Below are 19,726 nucleotides of genomic sequence, written 5' to 3'. Positions count from 1 at the left end.
GGAGAATCATGTCCGAACGAACCCGATCCACCCTTGCCGGGTTCTTCCGCCGAATGTCCACAGGGGACACCGACGGAGCCACGGAACTGTTCGCCGACAGCGTCGCGTGGGACATCCCCGGTGCGACCGAGCTGGTCCCGTGGATCGGCCCGCGCCGGAATCCGGCGGAGATCCGCGAGTTCTACGACCTGCTCGACAAGGGGCTCATCAAGGACCGGTTCGATGTCGAACGCGTCCTCGTCGACGGGCCGCACGCCGTCGCGATCGGCCGCCTCCGCTCGACGATCCGCAGCACCGGCAAGGTTATCGAGACGGCCTTCACCATCGAGTTCGAGGTCAACGACGACGGCCTGATCACCAAAGTACCTGCTGCTCGAGGACTCGTGGCACGTCGCGAACGCGGTCCTTCCCTGATCCCGCCAGCCCGCAGGGCCGTGAAGGCCTCCTTGCCTACCCTGAAGGTAGGCAAGGAGGCCTTCATTACTCCGGCAGCCACCACTGGAAGCGCGTGAAGAGACCTAGAAGCCGGTGGCGTGCAGACCGCCGTCGACCATGATCATCGAGCCGGTGGTCGCCGGTAGCCAGTCCGACAGCACGGCGCAGACGGACTTCGCCGTCGGGTCCGGGTCGGAGCTGTCCCAGCCGAGCGGCGCGCGGTCACCCCAGCCGTTCTCCAGGTCGGCGAAGCCGGGGATCGACTTCGCGGCCATGGTCTTCATCGGGCCGGCGCTGACCAGGTTGACCCGGATGCCCTGCGGGCCCAGGTCGCGGGCCAGGTAGCGGTTGACCGACTCCAGCGCCGCCTTCGCCACGCCCATCCAGTTGTAGGCGGGCCAAGCGACGCGCGCGTCGAAGTCCATGCCGACGATCGACGAACCGCGCGACAGCAGCGGCAGGGTCGCGACGGCCAGCGCCTTGAAGGAGTACGCCGAGACGTCGACGGCCACCTTCACGTCCTCGCTCGGAGCGTCCAGGAACGGCGCGCCGAGGCAGGACTGCGGGGCGAACCCGATCGAGTGCAGCACGCCGTCGAGCCCGTCGACGTGCTCACGGACGCGGTCGGCGAGCGAGTCGAGGTGCTCCTGGTTGGTGACGTCCAGCTCCAGCACCGGCGCCTCCTCGGGGAGACGCTTGGCGATGCGCTCGACGAGCGACAGCCTGCCGAAGCCGGTGAGCACGACCTTCGCGCCCTCCTGCTGCGCGATCTTGGCCGCGTGGAACGCGAGCGAGGCGTCGGTGATGACGCCGGTGATCAGCAGGCGCTTGCCTTCGAGCAGTCCTGGCACGGGACCTCCAGTCCGGAGTGGTTTGCGATCGGTACGGGAAAACGGGGACGTCAGTGGCCCATGCCGAGGCCGCCGTCGACCGGCAGCACCGCGCCGTTGACGTAACCGGCCTCTTCGGAGGCGAGGTAGCGGACGGCGGCGGCGATCTCCGACGGCTCGGCGTACCGGCCGGAGGGAACCTGGGCGAGGATCTCCTTCTTGCGGTCCTCGCCGAGCTCGTCGGTCATGTCCGTGGCGACGAAGCCCGGCGCGATGACGTTCGAGGTGATGTTGCGCGAGCCCAGCTCACGCGCCAGCGAACGGGCGAGACCGACGAGGCCGGCCTTGCTCGCCGCGTAGTTGACCTGCCCGGCGGACCCGGTGAGCCCGACGACGGACGAGATGAAGATGTAGCGGCCCCACTTGCCGCGGAGCATGCCGCGGGAGGCACGCTTGGCGACCCGGTACGCGCCGGTGAGGTTGGCGTCGACCACGCGGGTGAACTGCTCCTCGCTCATGCGCATGAGGAGGGTGTCGTCGGTCATGCCGGCGTTCGCGACGAGGACCTCGACCGGGCCCTGGTGCTCCTCGACGAGCTTGAAGGCGGCGTCGATCTGCTCGGCGTCGGTGACGTCGGCCTGCACCCCGAAGAGGCCCTCGGGCGCGCCGGAACCGCGGTGCGTGATCGCGACCTTGTGCCCCTGCGCCGCGAGGTCCTTCGCGATCGCCAAACCGATGCCGCGGTTGCCGCCGGTGACCAGTACCGACCGTCCCACAGAGCTCTCCTCGCCTCGTCCTGTCGCGCTGACGGCATGAGGTTATCGGCTCGCCAGGTTCACGCCCGAGCCGCGCCACCCCTACCTCCGGGTAACCGCGACCGTCCTAAGCGGATGTTAGGAACCGCGCCGAAACCTTGCCCGGTCGTCACGGATTGTTCACCGTGAGCCGGAACACAGGAGGTCAAAGATGACAACCCGGATCGGCGAATCCTCGCCGCCCGTGAGCGAGAGGCGAGTCGTCGGCAACGTGCTGCGCGGCTCCATCGGCAACCTGGTCGAGTGGTACGACTGGTACGCCTACGCCGCTTTCACCACTTACTTCGCCAAGTCCTTCTTCCCCACCAAGGACACGACGGCAGCCTTCCTCGGTACCGCGGCGGTCTTCGCCGTCGGCTTCCTCATGCGACCGCTCGGCGGCTGGATGCTGGGCCGGTTCGCCGACCGCTTCGGGCGACGAAGCGCACTCGTGCTTTCCGTCATGTTGATGGCGGCGGGGTCGCTGATGATCGCGCTGACGCCGAGCTACGCCACGATCGGGATCGCCGCGCCGATCCTGCTGCTGGTGGCCCGGCTCATCCAGGGGCTCTCGGTCGGCGGTGAGTATTCGACCTCCGCGACCTATCTGTCCGAAGTGGCCACACCGGGCAAACGCGGCTTCTACTCCAGCTTCCAGTACGTGACGCTGTACGGCGGCCAGTTGCTGGCTCTCGGCCTCCAGCTGCTGCTGCAGGCCATCCTGACCGAACAGCAGCTGACCTCGTGGGGCTGGCGGATCGCCTTCGTCGTCGGCGCGCTCGCGGCCGTCGTGGTGATGGTCCTGCGCCGCGGGATGGACGAGTCGGCCAGCTTCGAGGAGACCAAGGCGTCCGGCACCGGCAAGGACGCGGGCGACAAGGGCACGCTGCGCGCGCTGATCAAGTACCCCAAGGAGATCGCGCTCGTCGTCGGCCTCACCCTCGGCGGCACGGTGTCGTTCTACACCTTCGCCACCTACAGCCAGAAGTTCATGGAGAACACCGCGGGTATCCCGCGCCGGACGGTCACGCTGATCCTGTTCTGCGCGATCCTCGTCGCCGCGATCCTTCAGCCGTTCGCGGGCAAGCTGTCCGACCGGATCGGCCGTCGCCCGCTGCTGATGTTCTTCGGGATCGCGGGCACCCTGCTGACCGTCCCGATCATGACGCTGATGGGCGGCACCAAGGAACCCGTGCTCGCCTTCCTGCTGATGCTGGCCGGACTGGTGATCGTCACCGGGTACACCTCGATCAACGCGATCGTGAAGGCCGAGCTGTTCCCGACGAAGATCCGCGCCATCGGCGTCGGTCTCCCCTACGCGCTCACCGTGGCGATCTTCGGCGGAACCGCCGAGCTCATCGCGCAGGCGCTGAAGGGCGCCGGTCACGAATCGGTGTTCTTCTACTACGTCGCGGGCTGTGTCCTGGTCTCCCTCATCGTGTACGGCACAATGCGGGAAACCTCGAAGACCTCGGAGCTGGACAAGAAGAAGCGGCCCGAGCCCGAGCTCGTGTCCGGCCGCGAAGGCTAGGCGGGAAGGTGTGGCCGTGCGGGTGCTGCTCGTCGAGGACGACGCCGGTGTCGCCGACGCGCTCGCCGAGGCGCTGCAAACGCGCGGCCACACCGTCTCCCACGCGATCCGTGGCAGCGACGCGCTGCACCGGCATCGCGCGGCCGACGTGATCCTGCTGGATCTCGACTTGCCCGACATGCACGGGCTCGACGTGCTCAGGAAGGTCCGGCAGGTCTCGCCGGTGCCGGTGCTCGTGCTCACCGCGAGCGGGGACGAGCGGTCCGTGGTGCGCGGCCTGCGGCTCGGCGCCGACGACTACCTGACCAAACCCATCCGCCTGGCCGAACTGCTGGCGAGGATGGACGCGGTCGTGCGCCGTGCGGCCGTCTCCGCCGCACCACAGGACGGCGTCGTCCGTATCGAGGACGTCGAGATCGATCTCGGCGCGCGGCGCGTGCTGGTCGACGGGAACGACATCGGGCTGACCGCCAAGGAGTTCGCCGTCTTGGCCGTGCTCGCCGCCCGGCCGGGCACGGCGGTGAGCCGCCAGCAGCTCATGGACGAGGTCTGGGGCGACGCGTACCTCGCCGTCTCCCGCTCCCTCGACGTGCACCTGACCCAGCTGCGCGCGAAGCTCGACAGGCCGGGACTGCTGACCACGATCCGCGGTTTCGGCTACCGGCTGGGCCGGGACTGAGCGGTGCGCACCCGGCTGCTGGTCGTCCTCGTCGCGCTCGCGCTGACCGTGGTCGCCGCGTTCGCGATCCCCCTGTTCGGGTCGACCGCCGCGCAGCGGACCCAGCAGCTGGTGATCGCCCGCAACGCCGACGTCGACCGCTTCGTCGTCCTGGCGCAGCAAGCCGTCGACGCCGCCGACCCGACCGCGCTGGCGGTCGACGCCGAGCGGTATTCGTCGTTATACGGCGAAGCGGTCGTGGTGGTCGACGCACGCGGGGTGCCGCTGGTCGAAACCGGCGGGATGACCGCCGCCGAGCCGGTGGCCCGCTCGCTTGTCGAGGCCGCGCTTCGCAACCAGCCCGCGAAGGGACCGGAACAACTGAGCCCGTGGTCGGCCGATCCGGTCTACTTCGCTCGTCCGGTGGGCACGGGCACTCGGGTCGCCGGAGTGGTCGTGCTTCGCGCTTCGGTGACCACGGCGGCGACCGACGTCGCCATCCGCTGGGCCGCGATCGTCGCGGGCGCGGTGCTGGTCGCGACGGTGTTCGTGGTGCTCGCGGTCCTGCTGGCCCGCTGGATGGTGCGGCCGCTCCACGAACTGGAGACCGGCGTGCAGGCGGTGACCGAGGGGCATCGCGCCCAGGTTCCCGACCGGGCCGGGCCCCGCGAGCTGCGTTCGCTCGCGACGTCGTTCAACCGGATGTCCGACGCCGTCGTCGAGGCGTCCGAACAGCAGCGGCGGCTCGTCGCGGACGCGTCACACCAGCTGCGCAATCCCATGGCCGCCTTGCGGTTGCGCGTGGACTCGCTGGCCGCGCAGGTCGACGGGGACGGTCAGCGGGCCTACCGCGCGACCGTCGCGGAGGTCGAACGGCTGGAGTCCCTGCTCGACGGCCTGCTCGCGCTGGCGCTCGCCGAAAGCGCCGCGACCCGGCTCGCCGCGGGTGAGTCCGGCGACGAACCCTGCGACCTCCCGGCGGTCCTGGCCGAACGAGTCGACGCGTGGCGTCCCTCGGCCGAAGACGCGGAGGTGAGCCTCGCGGCGGCGGAAGGCCACGACGAGCCGGTGCCGGTGCGGTGCACGGAAAGCGAGCTGGCCCAAGTCCTGGATGTCCTGCTGGACAACGCGGTGCACTACGCGGGACGCGGCGCGACGATCACCACCGGCTACGAAACCGGAGACACGACGGCCACGTTCTTCGTCTCCGACAACGGTCCCGGACTGTCCGCTGAGGACCGTGAACGCGCGACCGAACGGTTCTGGCGCGCGGGTGGCGACGGCGCGCCGCGCGGAACGGGCCTCGGGCTCGCGATCGCGAGCCAGCACGTGCTCGCCCGGGGCGGGAAACTCGAACTGCGCGAAGCGAAACCACATGGGCTCGAAGTCCGCGTCGAACTGCCTCTCGCGACAGGGGAAATGCCGTGACCGTCACCAGGCGCACCGCTCTCCTGGCCGGGCTCGCGACGCTCGCGGGCTGCTCGACCGCGGGTTACCGGGGCCCGGAACGCGAGGTCGTCATCGCGGCGGGAGAGAGCGGCGGTTTCTACCTCGCCTTCGCGGAACTGCTGGCCCAGCAGCTGAACCTGGCGGAACCGCGGCTGCGCGCGACGGCCGTCGCCACCGAGGCCAGCGTCGAGAACCTGCGGCGGTTGCGGGACGGCCGGGCGGATCTCGGGCTCGTCCTCGGCGACGTCGCCGAGTCCGCTTTCGCCGGCGCGGAGCCGTTCTCCGTCCCGATCGCGTTCTCGGCCATCGGCCGTGTCTACGAGAACTACCACCAGCTCGTGGTCCGGGCGGACGGCGGAGTGCGCTCGCTCGCCGATCTGACCGGGCGGCCGGTGGCGATGGGTGCGAGCGGATCCGGCGTCGCGGTGTTCAGCACGCGCCTGTTCGCCCGCGCCGAAGTCCCGGTGAAGGCGAAGAACCTGCTCTTGGGTGAAGCGATCAACGCGTTGGCGGCGCACGAGGTCGACGCGCTGCTCTGGTCCGGCGGGATCCCGACCCCCGCGCTCACCGAACTGAACCGGACCACTCCGATCACCCTTCTCCCGCTGGACGCTCATCTCCCCGCCCTGCGCGCGGGCTACGGCCCGGTGTACGACCAGGTCCTCGTGCCGGCGCAGGCCTATCAGGGGGTCGGTGAGCTGCGGACGATCGGCGTCGCGAACCTGCTGCTGGCGGCTCCTTCACTGCCCGACGACGTCGCGGCGGCGGTGACCCGGGTGCTGGCCGGGCACGCCGCCGATCTCGTCCCGGCGGCCGCGGTGGGAACGCAGTTCCTCGACGTCCGGACGCTGATCGGCACCGGCAAGGTGCCCCTGCATCCCGGAGCCGCCTCGGCCTACCGTGCCCTGCACGGGTGATCCGGGCTCCATCTTCAGAGGGATGCGCGTCGCACCGGCGCGCTGCCAGGGTCGGAACCAGGCGGCCAACGGGCCGCCCCGATCCGGAAGGACTCCAGCAGTGTCATCGAGACACACCAGGGTGGTGCGGGGTTCGGCGCTGATCGCGAGCCTCGCGCTCGCGGGCGGACTCGCCGCGGCGGCCCCCGCCGTCGCGGCCGACCAGGCCAAACTCACCGCACCCGCCCTCACCGGCCACTACGAGGTCGGCACGACCGACCTCCATCTCGTCGACCCGTCCCGACCCGATCCGTGGAAACCGGAGCGGCGCCGGGAACTCATGGTCACCGTCACCTATCCGGCGGACCGGTTCGCCGACGGACCGCGCGCTCCGTGGCTCACGCCCGGCATCAGCGGTGTCATCGACCAAGCGTTGTCCGGCGAGGACTACCTCGGCCTCCCGGTCGGCTCCATCGACTGGGCGTCGGCGAAGCGGCGGGCCGAGATCGGCGTTCCCGCGGCGCACGGCGCGCCCAAGCCGGTCGCGCTCTTCTCCCCCGGTTTCGGCGGGCCGCGGGAAACGTACTCGGCGATCGTCGACGATCTGGCCAGCCGCGGCTACGTCGTCGTCTCGCTCTCGCACACCTACGAGAGCGCCGCGGTCGAGTTCCCCGGCGGACGGCTCGAAACTGCTCTTCCGCCGGGCGAGGGGCCCGAGTTCATGAAGAAGGCTCTCGACGCCCGGGTCGCCGACAGCCGGTTCGTCCTCGACCAGCTGGCGAAGATCACCCGCGGCCAGAACCCGGACGCGGAGAACCGGCCGCTCCCCCGCGGGCTCGGCTGGTCGCTCGACCTGTCCAGGGTCGGCGCCTACGGTCACTCCTACGGCGGGTTCACCGCGGGCGAGACGATGGTCCACGACCGCCGTGTCGACGCGGGGATCAATCTCGACGGCGCCATGGCGACCGCGTTCGGCTACCCGCCGGGCAGTGCCTACGTGCCCGGTGAAGTCACGAAACGCGGTCTCGACCGGCCGTTCCTGCTGATGGGCGCCGAGGGCGTCGACGAGAACGGGAAGCCGCTGGAGCACACGCACCGGCAGCCCGAGTTCGATCGCAGCTGGGCGGACTTCTGGGCAAACCAGCGGGGCTGGAAGCGAGACCTGCTGCTGCGCGGCGGGAGCACGCATATGGCGTACAGCGATCTGCAGGTCGTGGTGCCGCAGCTCGGCTCGCGCGTGGCGCCGGAGAAGCGTGAGGCGGTCATCGGCACGATCGATCCCCGTCGTTCGCTGGCCGCGCAACGGGACTACATCGGCGCGTTCTTCGATCTGCACCTGAAGGGCCGTGACCGGCACCTGTTCGACGGCGAGTCGCCGCGCCACCCGGATATCGATTTCATCGACTGAGCCGCGTGAAGGACTCCCTTCCCCCAAGCCACAGGGTCCCGGCGAAGTCCTCTATCCGCTGGTCACGTGGGTGTTGGAGGGGCTCGTCACAGTGGCCTGCACATTCTCGACTGTCCACAGGGGACACTTTGGGGACGGCCGTACCCGATTCGAGCGTTTTGCGAAGGGGGTCGTGAGTGCCAGGGAGGGGTAAGTCAAATGTGGCGTGACCGAGCCTCTGCGGTGAAGGACCACTTCGCTGAGTCAGGGCAGAGAGGCGGCTCTTCGCGGCGTGGTTCCGGACTGGCCGACAGGAGTCAGCCGCGCTCTCCTGCTTCAAGGCCATATGACTGGTTTGACGAGGGGGTCGTGAGTGGCAATGAGGGTTAGAACCCGAATCGCCACTCACGACCCCGATCGAAAACCGTACAGATGAGCACCGGACGGACATCCACCTGTCAGCTGGCGTCCTTTGCGGACACCGCCCGTTCAAACCCCTGTCGTCTGCCCGTTCGGACGTCCAGTTCGAATCACCAAGAGCGACACCGGCCGGCGTTCATGCGGCTTTGCCGAGCCCCTGCCCAAGCCAAGGGAAGGAGCCCTTCACGTAGGTTGGAACCGTGACGGAGCCACGGAAACCGATCGTCGAAATGCCGCTGCGCGTGCGCTACCACGAGTGCGACGGGCAGGGCATCGTGTTCAACGCCAACTACCTCGCCTACGTCGACATGGCCATGTTCGAAGTGGAGAAAGCCCTCTTCGGCTCGCACCAGGAAGCGCTGGCCCGCGGCGTCGACGTCGTCGTCGCCGAGTCCAACCTCCGCTACCGCGCGCCCTGCCGCTACGACGACGAACTGGTCGTGGCCGTGTACCTGGAACACCTCGGCACGACGTCGCTGATCATCGACTTCGAGATCACCCGCGGCGGCGACCTGTGCACGGAAGTGAAGACCCGCTACGTCTTCGTCGACCCGAAGACGCTCAAGAAGGCGGCGCCACCAGCGCCGGTGCGCGAGGTGTACGCCGCCCTCCTGCCCGCTCAGGCGGACTGAACGCCGGGTCGCCGGTCTTCGACGACGTAGCTGGCGCGCGTGCTGATCGGCGCGCCGGGGGTGTTGACGAACGGCACCACCCGGAAGTCGCTCCGCCAGCGCTGCCGGTTGACGTTGACCCGGACGTACCCGCGCTGGCTGTTGAAGAACTTCATGTGCGGGTTGGCCTTCAGCAGGTTCTCACCGCCAGGCGTCATGTCCGCGCCGTTGCCGCCGCTGGTGATCGACGTCCCGACGAACTCGCTAGCCACGGTGGGCGAATCCGGGTCGGCGAAGTCGCGCTTGAGGTCCCAAGCGTAGTTCTGGTGCCTGTCGCCGGTGATGACCACCAGGTTCCGCACCCCGCGGTCCTGCGCCGCGGCGAGCACGCGGTCGCGGTCGGCGACGTAGCCGTCCCACGGGTCGAGGTAGACGTTCGTCGCCTCGCCCGCGTCGGTGTCGGTCTGGCCCATCGGCGCCTGGTTGCCGAGGATCTGCCACCGCGCACGGGACCGGGAGAAGCCGTCGAGCAGCCAGTTCCGCTGCTCCGAGCCGAGCAGGGTGCGGTTCTCGTCGAACCGTTCCGTGCAGTTCGCCGACTGGCCGTCACCGCACGGCTGGTCGTCGCGGTACTGACGGGTGTCCAGCATGGTGAAGTCGGCCAGTGTGCCGTAGCTCAGCCGCCGGTGCAGACGCGCGTCCGGGCCCTTCGGCAGCTGGGCGATGCGGTACGGCAGGTGCTCGTACATCGCCTGGAACGCCTCAGCCCGCCGCTGCCGGAACACCGCGCGGTCCTGGTCCGGTTCCTTGTCGATCTGCGAGATGTCGCCCGCCCAGTTGTTCTCCACCTCGTGGTCGTCGTTGACGTGGATCCACGGGAAGGCGGCGTGCGCGGCCATCAGCGGCGCTTCGGATTTGTAGAGCGCGTACTGGAGCCGGTAGCGGGCCAGGTCGAAGGTCTCGCCCTTGAACTGCGGCCCCACCGGCGTTCCGCGGCCGACGCCCGTGACACCGCTTTCGTAGAGGTAGTCGCCCAGGTGCACGACCAGGTCGAGGTCCTCGGCCGCCATGTGCTCGTACGCGGTGAAATGCCCGGCCTCCCAGTTCTGGCAGGACGCGAACGCGAAGTTCAGCTCACGCGGCGACGACCACGCGACCGGCGCCGTCCGGGTGCGCCCGACCGGAGAGATCTCACCGCCCGTGCGGAAACGGTAGAAATACTCGTGGTCCGGCGCGAGGCCGTGGATCTCCGGGTGCACGGAGTGACCGAGTTCGGGCGTGGCGACCACGGATCCCCGGCGGATCACGGCGCGGAAGCGCTCGTCCAGCGACACCTCGTACTCGACGCGGACCGGCGTCCGCGGCATACCGCCGAAGCCGTCGGCCTCGTAGGGCTTCGGCGCGAGCCTTGTCCAGAGCACGACACCGCCGGGCAACGGGTCACCCGACGCGACTCCGAGGGTGAACGGGTTACCGGCACCGCTGGCGAGCGGCATCGCGCCGGCGGCGTTCCAGGCACCGGTCCCCAGCAGGACTGCGGCCGCGCCGGCGGAGCCGTATCCGAGGAAGCGACGCCGCGACAGGGGGTGAGGGAGCGAAGGCATGATGCCCTCCTGTGGTGGGATGGTCACGGGCGGGCCTCATGCTCGTCCGGCTTGATGGCCACCCGGCCGCGCTCAGGCGAAGCGCCCGTGAACGAAAGACGATCAACCCTCGTGTTCCGCATCCTGTTCTACCGCCCCGAAATCCCGCCCAACACGGGTAACGCGATCCGCTTGACCGCGAACACCGGCTGCGAACTCCACCTGGTGGAGCCGCTCGGTTTCACGCTGGAGGACAAGCAATTACGGCGTGCGGGGCTCGACTACCACGACCTCGCACGTGTCCACGTCCACGCGGATCTCGACGCCGCTTGGGCGGCGCTCCTCCCGGCGCGGGTCTACGCGTTCAGCGCTTCGGCGACGCGGCTGCACACCGACGTCGCGTACGAGCCCGGTGACGTCCTGATGTTCGGGCCGGAGTCGGCGGGGCTGCCCGCCGAGATCCAGGAATCCCCGCAGGTGAGCGACCGGGTACGGCTGCCGATGCTGCCGTCGAGCCGGTCGCTGAACCTGTCGAACACCGCGGCGATCAGCGTCTACGAGGCTTGGCGGCAGAACGGCTTCGCGACTCCCTGAGACGCAGCCCCACTGCAATGAAGGGGCCTTTCATAGCAAATTTTGCTATGAAAGGCCCCTTCATTGCAGAGCCCGAGCGTCTACGGCAGCCGCTGCCCCAGGAAGAGCGAAGCCGCCGCCCCGATCATCAGCACCAGCGTCCCCAGAATCACCCAAGGCCTGCTCGCGTCGGCGTCCTTGAGCTCGTATCCGATCTGCTCGCCGAGGTCGTCGTACACGCGTTTCAGCTCGTCCGCGCTCGCCGCCTTGTAGAAGTCGCCGCCCGAAAGCCGGGCGATCTCCTCCAGCGATTCGTCGTCGACCTTCACGTCCTGCGGTTTGCCGTCGATGTCGACCGAACCGTGCGTGGTGCCGAACGAGATCGACGAGATCGGCACCTGAGCCTGCTTCGCCGCCTGCGCCGCCGTGTAGCCGCCTCGCGGGGCGTACAGATCGTCCGGAACTGTCTGCTTGCCGTCACTCATCAGGACGATCCGTGCGGGCGGCGGGCCTTCCGCGCCGCCCACGATCGCCGAGAAGCTCTCGATCGACTGCAACGCGGCGAAAATCCCTTCGCCGGTGGCCGTCGACTGCGCCAGCTTGAGATTGTCGATCGCCTTCACCACGCCGCCGCGATCGGTGGTCGGCGCGACCAGCACGGTCGCCGTCCCGGCGAAGGAGATCAGCCCGAGGTTCACCCCCGGGGTCATGTTCTGCGCGAACGAACGCGCCGACTCCTGGGCCGCCTTCAGCCGGGTCGGGGCGACGTCGGTCGCCTCCATCGACAGCGAGGTGTCGATCACCAGCATCACGGTGGCCCGGTTGCGGGGCACCTTCTGTTCGGCCGTCGGCCCCGCGAGCGCGACGGTGAGCACCAGCAGCGAAAGCACGATCAGGATGGCGGGAACGTGCCGCACCCATCCCTGGCTCTTCGGCGCGACCTTCTCCAGCAGTTCCAGGTTGGCGAACCGCATGGTGCGCTTGCGCCGCGCGCGCTGGGAAAGCACGTAGCCCACGGCCACCGCGGCGACCGCCAGCAGCAGCAGGAACCACCACGGCGAGGCGAATCCGCTGAGGCTCACGCGACACCACCGGACCAGCGGCGCTTGCGGGCCACCACGAACCGGACCATGTCCGCGATCCAGTCCGAATCGGTGCGCAGCACCAGATGCGCGGCACCGGCCCGGCGCAGCGCGGCCGCGACGTCCTGCCGGTGAGCGTGCGCCGCGGCGCCGAATTCCTTGCGCAGCAAGGCCGAAGCGTGCACTTCGCGCTGTTTCCCTGTCTCCGGGTCGGCCAGCACGACGGTGCCCACGTCGGGCAGGTCGATGTCGCGCGGGTCGAGGACTTCGATGGCGATGAGGTCGTGGTGCCCGCCGAGCGCGCGCAACGGCCGCTGCCATTCGGTGTCGCCGAGGAAGTCGGAGAGCACGACGGCGAGCCCGCGACGGCGGGGCGGACGGCGCAGTTTTTCCAGTGCCGCGGCGAGATCCCCGCGGACACCTTCCTCGGCGCGCGGGGTCTCGGCGATCTTGCGGACCAGCCCCCGCGCGTGCGGGAGGCCGCCACGCGCCGGAATTCGCGTGATGTTGCCCGCCCCGTTGGAGACGAGCGCACCGATCCGGTTGCCGCCACCGCCGGTCAGATGGGCGACCGCGGCCGTCGCGCAGACGACCAGGTCTCGCTTCTCGCACAGCGCGGTGCCGAAGTCGAGGCTCGCGGACACGTCCGCCACCAGCCACGTCTCCAGCTCACGGTCGGCGACGGTCTCCCGGATATGCGGGCTCGTCGTCCGCGCGGTGACCGCCCAGTCCATCCGGCGGACGTCGTCACCGGGCTGGTACGGCCGGGCCTCCCCCGGTTCCGAACCGGGCCCCGGCACCAGGCCGAGATGGTTTCCCTGCAGCAGACCGTCGAGGCGGCGGCGCACGTCGAGTTCGAGTGTGCGCAGGCCCGCCTCCATCCGCTCCCCGCGGAGTACCGGCGGAGCCCAGGAAGGACGTTCGCCCTTCTCGTTCTTCACGCTCGCTTCCCTACCTGACCGGTGCGCCGGCCGGGACCGGGCCGCCCTGCCCGGCGCCGCCCTGCGGACGGGCCGAGACCTGCGGCAGCGGCACGGTCTGCAGCACCCGCGTGATGATGTGGTCGATGGGCACGCCGTCGGCCAGCGCGTCGTAGGACAGCACGAGCCGGTGGCGCAGCACGTCGGGAACGACGTCGACGACGTCCTGCGGCAGCACGTAGTCCCGGCCGCGGACCAGCGCCAGCGCGCGGGCCGCGGCGATGATGCCGAGGCTGGCCCGCGGCGAGGCACCGTAGGACACCCAGCCCGCGACGTCGGCGAGGCCGTGGTCGTTCGGCGTACGAGTGGTGAGCACGAGGCGGACGACGTAGTCGACCAGCGCGTGGTGCACGAAGACCTGCGAAGCGACGTTCTGCAGGCGGACCAGTTCGGCCGGGGTCAATACCTCTTGCGGGGTGGGCGGGGTGACGCCCATCCGGTAGATGATCTCCCGCTCTTCCTCGGCCGTCGGGTACTCGACGACGATCTTGAAGAGGAAGCGGTCGCGCTGCGCCTCGGGCAGCGGGTACACGCCCTCGTTCTCGATCGGGTTCTGCGTGGCGAGCACGAGGAACGGGTCGGGCATCGGGAAGGTCTGGCCGCCGATGGACACGTGCCGCTCGGCCATCACCTCCAGCATCGCCGACTGCACCTTCGCCGGCGCGCGGTTGATCTCGTCGGCGAGAACGAAGTTCGCCACCACCGGGCCGAGTTCGACGTCGAACCGCTCGGCGCCCTGGCGGTAGATCCGGGTGCCGAGGATGTCGGCGGGGACCAGGTCCGGGGTGAACTGCACCCGCGAGAACGAACCGCCGACCACTCGCGCGAAGGTCTCGACGGCGAGGGTCTTCGCGACACCGGGAACGCCTTCGAGCAGGAGGTGCCCCCTGGCCAGCAGGCCGACCAGCATCCGCTCGACCAGCCTGTCCTGGCCGACGATGATCCGCTTGACCTCGAACACGGTCCGCTCAAGCAACTGGGCGTCCCGCGCCGGCGTTCCGGGCTGCTGCGCGCCGTCGGCGTAGCCGGGCTCGGTCACTGTGCCTCCTGTGTTCCCCGCTTGCGTACTTGTGTCCGGATGTGACCGTAGTGGTCGGTGACACAGCCGTTCGTGACGGTAGCCAACCCGATCAGCGGTATGACGGCTGTGAAGGCCTCGGCGACGCCTGCTGGAGCCTACGGCGAACCACCGCCACGACTATGGCGAGTGAAGGCCCAGGTACATGAAGGGGGCCTTCGTGTGCTTGGGCCACACCCCGCCCAAGGCGCAGGTTTCGAGCCGGTCGGGTCTCGTGAGTGGCAGGAACGGTTCTAACCGTCCATACCACTCACGACCGCCCTAAGAGAGCCGGTCCAGATCCTCTGGCGTGTCGATGTCTTCGCTCTCGCCAGGCTCCTCGGGCACCTCGACGATCTCCAGCCCGCCCAGCGTCCGCCGCAGCGACGCGTTCTCCACCGACTCCGGCAGCGCGTCGCGCAATGCCTCCACACGCCAGGCGCCGAGCAGCCATTGCCGCTCCCCCGAGTCGTCGACCAGCACCGCGCCCGATGCCCGGCCGAGCCCGGCCAGCAGCCGGTCCACAGTGGACTTCCGGACGCCCGCGAGATCACCGGCCAGCACCACGACGAGGTCCGAGCGCACCAACGCGAGCCCGGCGGCCAGCGCGGCCACCGGTCCCGTACCGGGTGAGGACTCCCGGGTCCAGACGACGTCGCCGAATCCCGGCCGTTCCGGCCCGACGACGATCACCGGGTCCGCGTCCGCGAGCGCGGCCAAAGCCCTGGACAGCAACGGCTTTCCGCCGACAGGGAGCGCGGGTTTGTCCACACCGGACAGGCGACGGGCGGCGCCGCCCGCCAGCACGATCCCCGAGTACGTCACGCCTAGCCGATCAAGCGGGTCGCGTACGGCATGATTCCGCCGTAGCGCACCGGCGCGATGCGGACCCGCAGACCGGACTGCGGCGCCTCGACCATCTGCCCGTTCCCGAGGTACATCGCGACGTGGTGGATACCCCGCGCGCTGCCGCCCCAGAAGAGCATGTCGCCGCGGCGCATCTGGGAGAGCGGCACCTTCCGCCCGGCGTTGTACTGATAGCCGCTGTAGTGCGGGAGCGACTTCACCCCGGCGAACGCGTAGATCATCAGGCCCGAGCAGTCGAAGCCGATCTTGTTGTAATCGCCGTAACGGTCCGCCGTACCACCGTCGCGGATACCGCGCGTCGGGCCGGACGCGTTGCCGCCACCCCAGGCGTACACCACTCCGAGCTGCGACAAAGCGCGCCGGACGACGGCTTCGACGCTCGCTCCGGCGGGGGCCGACTGGACGGGCCTGGCCGTCGGGCGGCCACCCCCGCCTTGGCTGGGGCTGGGCCTCGACGCGGCGAGAGCGGCCTGACGGGCACGCTCCTCGTCCTCGCGTGCCTTCTGCGCCTTCCAGTCCTCGTAGCGCTGCCGCTGCCCCTGCAGGCCGCTGACCTTCTGCTGCGCTTCGAAGAGTTGCTTCTCGACGCTCGCCTTGTCGGCTTCGAGCCTCTCGTTCTGCGCGGCCTGGGTGTCCTGCGCGTGCTGCGCGGCGCTTTGGGCGTTGTCGGCCTCGTGCTTGGCCGCCTCGGCCGCGCGTTTGCGCTCCTGCGCGATCTCCAGTTTCTTGCGCGCGGTCGCGTCCTTGTTGGACTTGTCCGTCTGCGCGCGCTTCATCGTGTCGAGCGCGTTGAGCCTGCTGCCGCCGACCGCGTCGAGCATCTGGGCGCGGCCGAGCAGTTCCTTCGGGCTGTTGGCCGTCAGGTATGCCGAAACCGAGCCGATCTTGCTGCCCTGCTGGAAGCTGGCGGCGGCGAACCTGTCGAGGTCGGCGCGGGCCTTTTCGATGGCAGCCTGCGCCGCGTCGGATTCGGTGCGCGCGGCCTGCGCGTCGCGATCGGCCTGCGCGGCTTCGTCCTGCGCGGTCTCCGCGTCGACCCTCGCCTTGTTGGCCTCTTCCATTTTCAGCTCGACGTCGTCGTTGAGCTGGGCGAGCTTCGACTCGGCCTGGGCCAGCTGGTTCGTGAGCCTGCCGACGTCGCCCGCCTTGGCGTTGGCGTCGGCCTTGCTGGAGTTGATCTCGGAGTCGCTGGGATTCGGCGGGGGCGGCGGTACCGCAACGGCGGTACCCGTCACCCCGAGCAACAGGGCGACACCGAGCGCGCCAATGGTCACGCCACGGCGGGCGCGTGCCCCAGACCCGGCTTCACCACGCACGATCCACCCACCTCCTGATCTTGAACAATGAACTCACTGTGCCACTGCCGTCACAGCATTACCAGAAGCACCACCAGGAACTTACACACCGTAGGCACCATTTCCCCTCAACGGGGGACGACAGACGACCGTTTCGTCACTCGAACGGCCGCCGGTGGATGAGACGTTCCTGACCCGCGTGTCGGCTTGCCAGTCAAAGTGAGCGGGAACGGTCCGGAACCGGGGGGGGCGACTTGAATTTAAAAAAGGACGGGCGTACTGTTTGAGGAGACGAACGAGGTGTGCCATCCCGCGTCCGGACCTACGGTGGGGGTGCGCAAGACTCGCTCCCGGCCGACCCGAACGGCCTGGAGAACTCACCGAACTGACCCGCCACTGGAGTTAGAAGTGACCGCACCCGCCAGCAAGGACAGCTTCGGCGCCAAAGACACGCTGAAGGTGGGCGACGCCTCCTACGAGGTGTTCCGCCTGAACAAGGTCGAGGGCTCCCAGCGCCTTCCCTACAGCCTGAAGATCCTGCTCGAGAACCTGCTGCGGACCGAGGACGGCGCGAACATCACCGCCGACCACATCCGCGCGCTCGGCAACTGGGACGCCAAGGCCGACCCGTCGATCGAGATCCAGTTCACGCCCGCCCGCGTGATCATGCAGGACTTCACCGGCGTGCCCTGCGTCGTCGACCTCGCCACCATGCGCGAGGCCGTCACCGACCTCGGCGGCGACCCGGACAAGGTCAACCCGCTCGCCCCCGCCGAGCTGGTCATCGACCACTCCGTGATCATCGACGTCTTCGGCCGCGCCGACGCCTTCGAGCGCAACGTCGAGATCGAATACGAGCGCAACCGCGAGCGCTACCAGTTCCTTCGCTGGGGCCAGGGCGCCTTCGACGAGTTCAAGGTCGTCCCGCCGGGCACCGGCATCGTGCACCAGGTCAACATCGAGCACCTCGCGCGCACGGTGATGGCCCGCAACGGCCAGGCGTACCCCGACTCCTGCGTCGGCACCGACTCGCACACCACCATGGTCAACGGCCTCGGCGTGCTGGGCTGGGGCGTCGGCGGCATCGAGGCCGAGGCCGCCATGCTGGGCCAGCCGGTCTCCATGCTCATCCCGCGCGTCGTGGGCTTCAAGCTCACCGGCGAGATCCCGACCGGCGTGACCGCCACCGACGTCGTGCTCACCATCACCGAGATGCTGCGCAAGCACGGTGTGGTCAGCAAGTTCGTCGAGTTCTACGGCGAGAGCGTCGGCGCGGTGCCGCTGGCCAACCGCGCCACCATCGGCAACATGAGCCCGGAGTTCGGTTCCACCGCGGCGATCTTCCCGATCGACGAGGAGACCGTCCGCTACCTCAAGCTCACCGGCCGCTCCGAGGAGCAGGTCGCGCTCGTCGAGACCTACGCCAAGGAGCAGGGCCTCTGGCACGACCCGTCGCACGAGCCGGAGTACTCCGAGTACATCGAGCTGGACCTGTCGACGGTCGTCCCGTCGATCGCCGGCCCGAAGCGACCGCAGGACCGCATCGAGCTCACCGACGCGAAGAACTCGTTCCGCAAGTCGATCCACGACTACGTGGGCGGCGAAGAGGTCCCGCACACCAACGTGGACGAAGCCGTCGAGGAGTCGTTCCCGGCCAGCGACCCGGCCGCCCTCTCGTTCAAGGACGAGGGCGCGGTCGACATCCAGTCCGCGGCGAACGGCCACAGCGGCCGCCCGACCAACCCGGTCAAGGTCAGCACCCCCGACCGCGGCGAGTTCATCCTCGACCACGGCGCCGTGGTGATCGCCTCGATCACCTCCTGCACCAACACGTCCAACCCGTCGGTCATGCTCGGCGCGGCGCTGCTCGCCCGGAACGCGGTCGACAAGGGTCTCGCGGTCAAGCCGTGGGTCAAGACCTCGATGGCGCCGGGTTCGCAGGTCGTCACCGACTACTACGACAAGGCCGGTCTCTGGCCGTACCTGGAGAAGCTGGGCTACCACCTGGTCGGCTACGGCTGCACCACCTGCATCGGCAACTCCGGCCCGCTCTCGGACGAGATCTCCGCGGCGATCCAGGAGAACGACCTCACCGCGGTTTCGGTGCTCTCGGGCAACCGGAACTTCGAAGGCCGCATCAACCCCGACGTGAAGATGAACTACCTCGCGTCGCCGCCGCTGGTCATCGCGTACGCGCTCGCCGGCACGATGGACTTCGACTTCGAGGCCCAGCCGCTCGGCAAGGACACCGACGGCAACGACGTCTTCCTGAAGGACATCTGGCCGTCGGCCAAGGAGATCCAGGAGACCATCGACTACGCGATCACGCAGGAGATGTTCACCAAGGACTACGCCGACGTCTTCGACGGTGGCGAGCGGTGGAAGTCGCTGCCGACCCCCGAGGGCAAGACCTTCGACTGGGACGCGGAGTCCACCTACGTCCGGAAGCCCCCGTACTTCGAGGGCATGCAGGCGGAGCCCGCCCCGGTCACCGACATCTCCGGCGCGCGCGTGCTGGCGAAGCTGGGCGACTCGGTCACCACCGACCACATCTCCCCCGCCGGCGCGATCAAGCCGGGCACCCCGGCCGCGCAGTACCTGACCGAGCACGGCGTGGAGAAGAAGGACTTCAACTCCTACGGCTCGCGTCGCGGTAACCACGAGGTCATGATCCGCGGCACCTTCGCGAACATCCGGCTGCGCAACCAGCTGCTGGACGACGTGCAGGGCGGCTACACCCGCGACTTCACCCAGGACGACGCCCCGCAGGCGTTCATCTACGACGCGGCGCAGAACTACGCGGCGCAGGACATCCCGCTGGTCGTCCTGGGCGGCAAGGAATACGGCTCCGGTTCGTCCCGTGACTGGGCGGCCAAGGGCACGCGCCTGCTGGGCGTGCGCGCGGTGATCACCGAGTCGTTCGAGCGCATCCACCGGTCGAACCTGATCGGCATGGGCGTCATCCCGCTGCAGTTCCCGGCGGGCGAGTCGGCCTCGTCGCTCGGCCTCGACGGCACCGAGACGTTCGACATCTCGGGTATCACGAAGCTGAACGACGGCGAGACCCCGCGCACGGTCCACGTCACCGCGACGAAGACCGACGGCACCAAGGTGGAGTTCGACGCGGACGTCCGCATCGACACCCCGGGTGAGGCGGACTACTACCGCAACGGCGGCATCCTGCAGTACGTCCTGCGGAAGATGACCCAGGCGTAAGCACGGCACACGAAGGCCCCTTTCCCCGCACTTTGGGGAAAGGGGCCTTTCGCGTTCTTCGG

General features: G+C 69.2%; 17 protein-coding genes. 9 read left to right on the top strand and 8 right to left on the bottom strand.

The annotated features are described in order from the left end of the window. Positions 1-8: 8 nt before the first annotated feature. Positions 9-512: a nuclear transport factor 2 family protein gene (locus tag AC069H_RS14895; RefSeq protein ID WP_478232638.1), complete on the top strand. Its 504-nt coding sequence runs from the start codon at positions 9-11 to the stop codon at positions 510-512. A 6-nt stretch (positions 513-518) separates the two neighbouring features. Here AC069H_RS14895 and fabI read toward each other — a convergent pair whose 3' ends face one another. Then, positions 519-1,286, bottom strand: a complete 768-nt coding sequence (fabI, locus tag AC069H_RS14890) for an enoyl-ACP reductase FabI (RefSeq protein ID WP_061986623.1) — start codon at positions 1,284-1,286, stop codon at positions 519-521. A 50-nt stretch (positions 1,287-1,336) separates the two neighbouring features. After that, entirely contained in the window at positions 1,337-2,041 is a 705-nt protein-coding gene (gene fabG, locus AC069H_RS14885) for a beta-ketoacyl-ACP reductase (protein ID WP_016334125.1), read from the bottom strand. Between the two features lie 190 nt (positions 2,042-2,231). On the opposite strand from fabG, the gene AC069H_RS14880 reads away from it, so the two are divergent. From AC069H_RS14880 to AC069H_RS14855, 6 genes are all read left to right on the top strand, one after another. Further along, positions 2,232-3,590, top strand: a complete 1,359-nt coding sequence (locus AC069H_RS14880) for an MFS transporter (protein ID WP_478232637.1) — start codon at positions 2,232-2,234, stop codon at positions 3,588-3,590. 10 nt (positions 3,591-3,600) lie between these two features. After that, complete coding sequence (locus AC069H_RS14875) at positions 3,601-4,269, top strand: response regulator transcription factor (RefSeq protein WP_478228307.1); 669 nt, start codon at positions 3,601-3,603, stop codon at positions 4,267-4,269. Between the two features lie 3 nt (positions 4,270-4,272). Further along, positions 4,273-5,676 carry a sensor histidine kinase gene (locus tag AC069H_RS14870; RefSeq protein WP_478232636.1) on the top strand — a complete coding sequence of 468 codons (1,404 nt, stop codon included), beginning with the start codon at positions 4,273-4,275 and terminating at the stop codon, positions 5,674-5,676. Further along, complete coding sequence (locus AC069H_RS14865; RefSeq protein WP_478232635.1) at positions 5,673-6,614, top strand: TAXI family TRAP transporter solute-binding subunit; 942 nt, start codon at positions 5,673-5,675, stop codon at positions 6,612-6,614. The genes AC069H_RS14870 and AC069H_RS14865 overlap by 4 nt, the downstream gene beginning before the upstream one ends. 100 nt (positions 6,615-6,714) lie before the next feature. After that, positions 6,715-8,001, top strand: coding sequence for an alpha/beta hydrolase family protein (locus AC069H_RS14860; RefSeq protein ID WP_478232634.1), 1,287 nt, complete (start codon positions 6,715-6,717; stop codon positions 7,999-8,001). A 599-nt stretch (positions 8,002-8,600) separates the two neighbouring features. After that, complete coding sequence (locus AC069H_RS14855) at positions 8,601-9,032, top strand: acyl-CoA thioesterase (RefSeq protein ID WP_478228303.1); 432 nt, start codon at positions 8,601-8,603, stop codon at positions 9,030-9,032. Here AC069H_RS14855 and AC069H_RS14850 read toward each other — a convergent pair. Continuing rightward, positions 9,020-10,615 (bottom strand): alkaline phosphatase D family protein, encoded by a 1,596-nt coding sequence (locus tag AC069H_RS14850; RefSeq protein ID WP_340682126.1) that lies wholly within the window; start codon positions 10,613-10,615, stop codon positions 9,020-9,022. The two genes, AC069H_RS14855 and AC069H_RS14850, sit on opposite strands and share 13 nt — an antisense overlap. A 111-nt stretch (positions 10,616-10,726) precedes the next feature. Here AC069H_RS14850 and AC069H_RS14845 point away from each other — a divergent pair, with 111 nt between their 5' ends. Beyond that, positions 10,727-11,188 carry a tRNA (cytidine(34)-2'-O)-methyltransferase gene (locus tag AC069H_RS14845; protein ID WP_478232633.1) on the top strand — a complete coding sequence of 154 codons (462 nt, stop codon included), beginning with the start codon at positions 10,727-10,729 and terminating at the stop codon, positions 11,186-11,188. Between the two features lie 80 nt (positions 11,189-11,268). On the opposite strand, the gene AC069H_RS14840 is transcribed toward AC069H_RS14845, so the two are convergent. The 5 genes from AC069H_RS14840 to AC069H_RS14820 all read right to left on the bottom strand — a co-directional run bounded on the left by AC069H_RS14840 (position 11,269) and on the right by AC069H_RS14820 (position 16,469). Further along, positions 11,269-12,249 carry a VWA domain-containing protein gene (locus tag AC069H_RS14840; protein ID WP_378444146.1) on the bottom strand — a complete coding sequence of 327 codons (981 nt, stop codon included), beginning with the start codon at positions 12,247-12,249 and terminating at the stop codon, positions 11,269-11,271. Next, positions 12,246-13,130 (bottom strand): DUF58 domain-containing protein, encoded by an 885-nt coding sequence (locus AC069H_RS14835; RefSeq protein WP_478228368.1) that lies wholly within the window; start codon positions 13,128-13,130, stop codon positions 12,246-12,248. Before AC069H_RS14835 ends, AC069H_RS14840 begins: the two co-directional genes overlap by 4 nt. A gap of 70 nt (positions 13,131-13,200) precedes the next feature. After that, entirely contained in the window at positions 13,201-14,268 is a 1,068-nt protein-coding gene (locus tag AC069H_RS14830) for an AAA family ATPase (protein ID WP_007032585.1), read from the bottom strand. A 300-nt stretch (positions 14,269-14,568) separates the two neighbouring features. After that, positions 14,569-15,111: a molybdenum cofactor guanylyltransferase gene (gene mobA / locus AC069H_RS14825; protein ID WP_478232632.1), complete on the bottom strand. Its 543-nt coding sequence runs from the start codon at positions 15,109-15,111 to the stop codon at positions 14,569-14,571. A 2-nt stretch (positions 15,112-15,113) separates the two neighbouring features. Then, positions 15,114-16,469 carry an NlpC/P60 family protein gene (locus tag AC069H_RS14820; protein ID WP_478232631.1) on the bottom strand — a complete coding sequence of 452 codons (1,356 nt, stop codon included), beginning with the start codon at positions 16,467-16,469 and terminating at the stop codon, positions 15,114-15,116. A 387-nt stretch (positions 16,470-16,856) separates the two neighbouring features. On the opposite strand from AC069H_RS14820, the gene acnA reads away from it, so the two are divergent. Continuing rightward, a complete protein-coding gene (gene acnA, locus AC069H_RS14815; protein ID WP_478232630.1) occupies positions 16,857-19,664 on the top strand; it encodes an aconitate hydratase AcnA in 2,808 nt (935 codons plus the stop codon). Positions 19,665-19,726: the final 62 nt, after the last annotated feature.

The sequence above is a fragment of the Amycolatopsis sp. NPDC043887 genome (assembly GCF_056435665.1).
The sequence above is the reverse complement of the archived record's forward strand: the minus strand, read 5'-3'. Positions and strand labels throughout refer to the sequence as shown.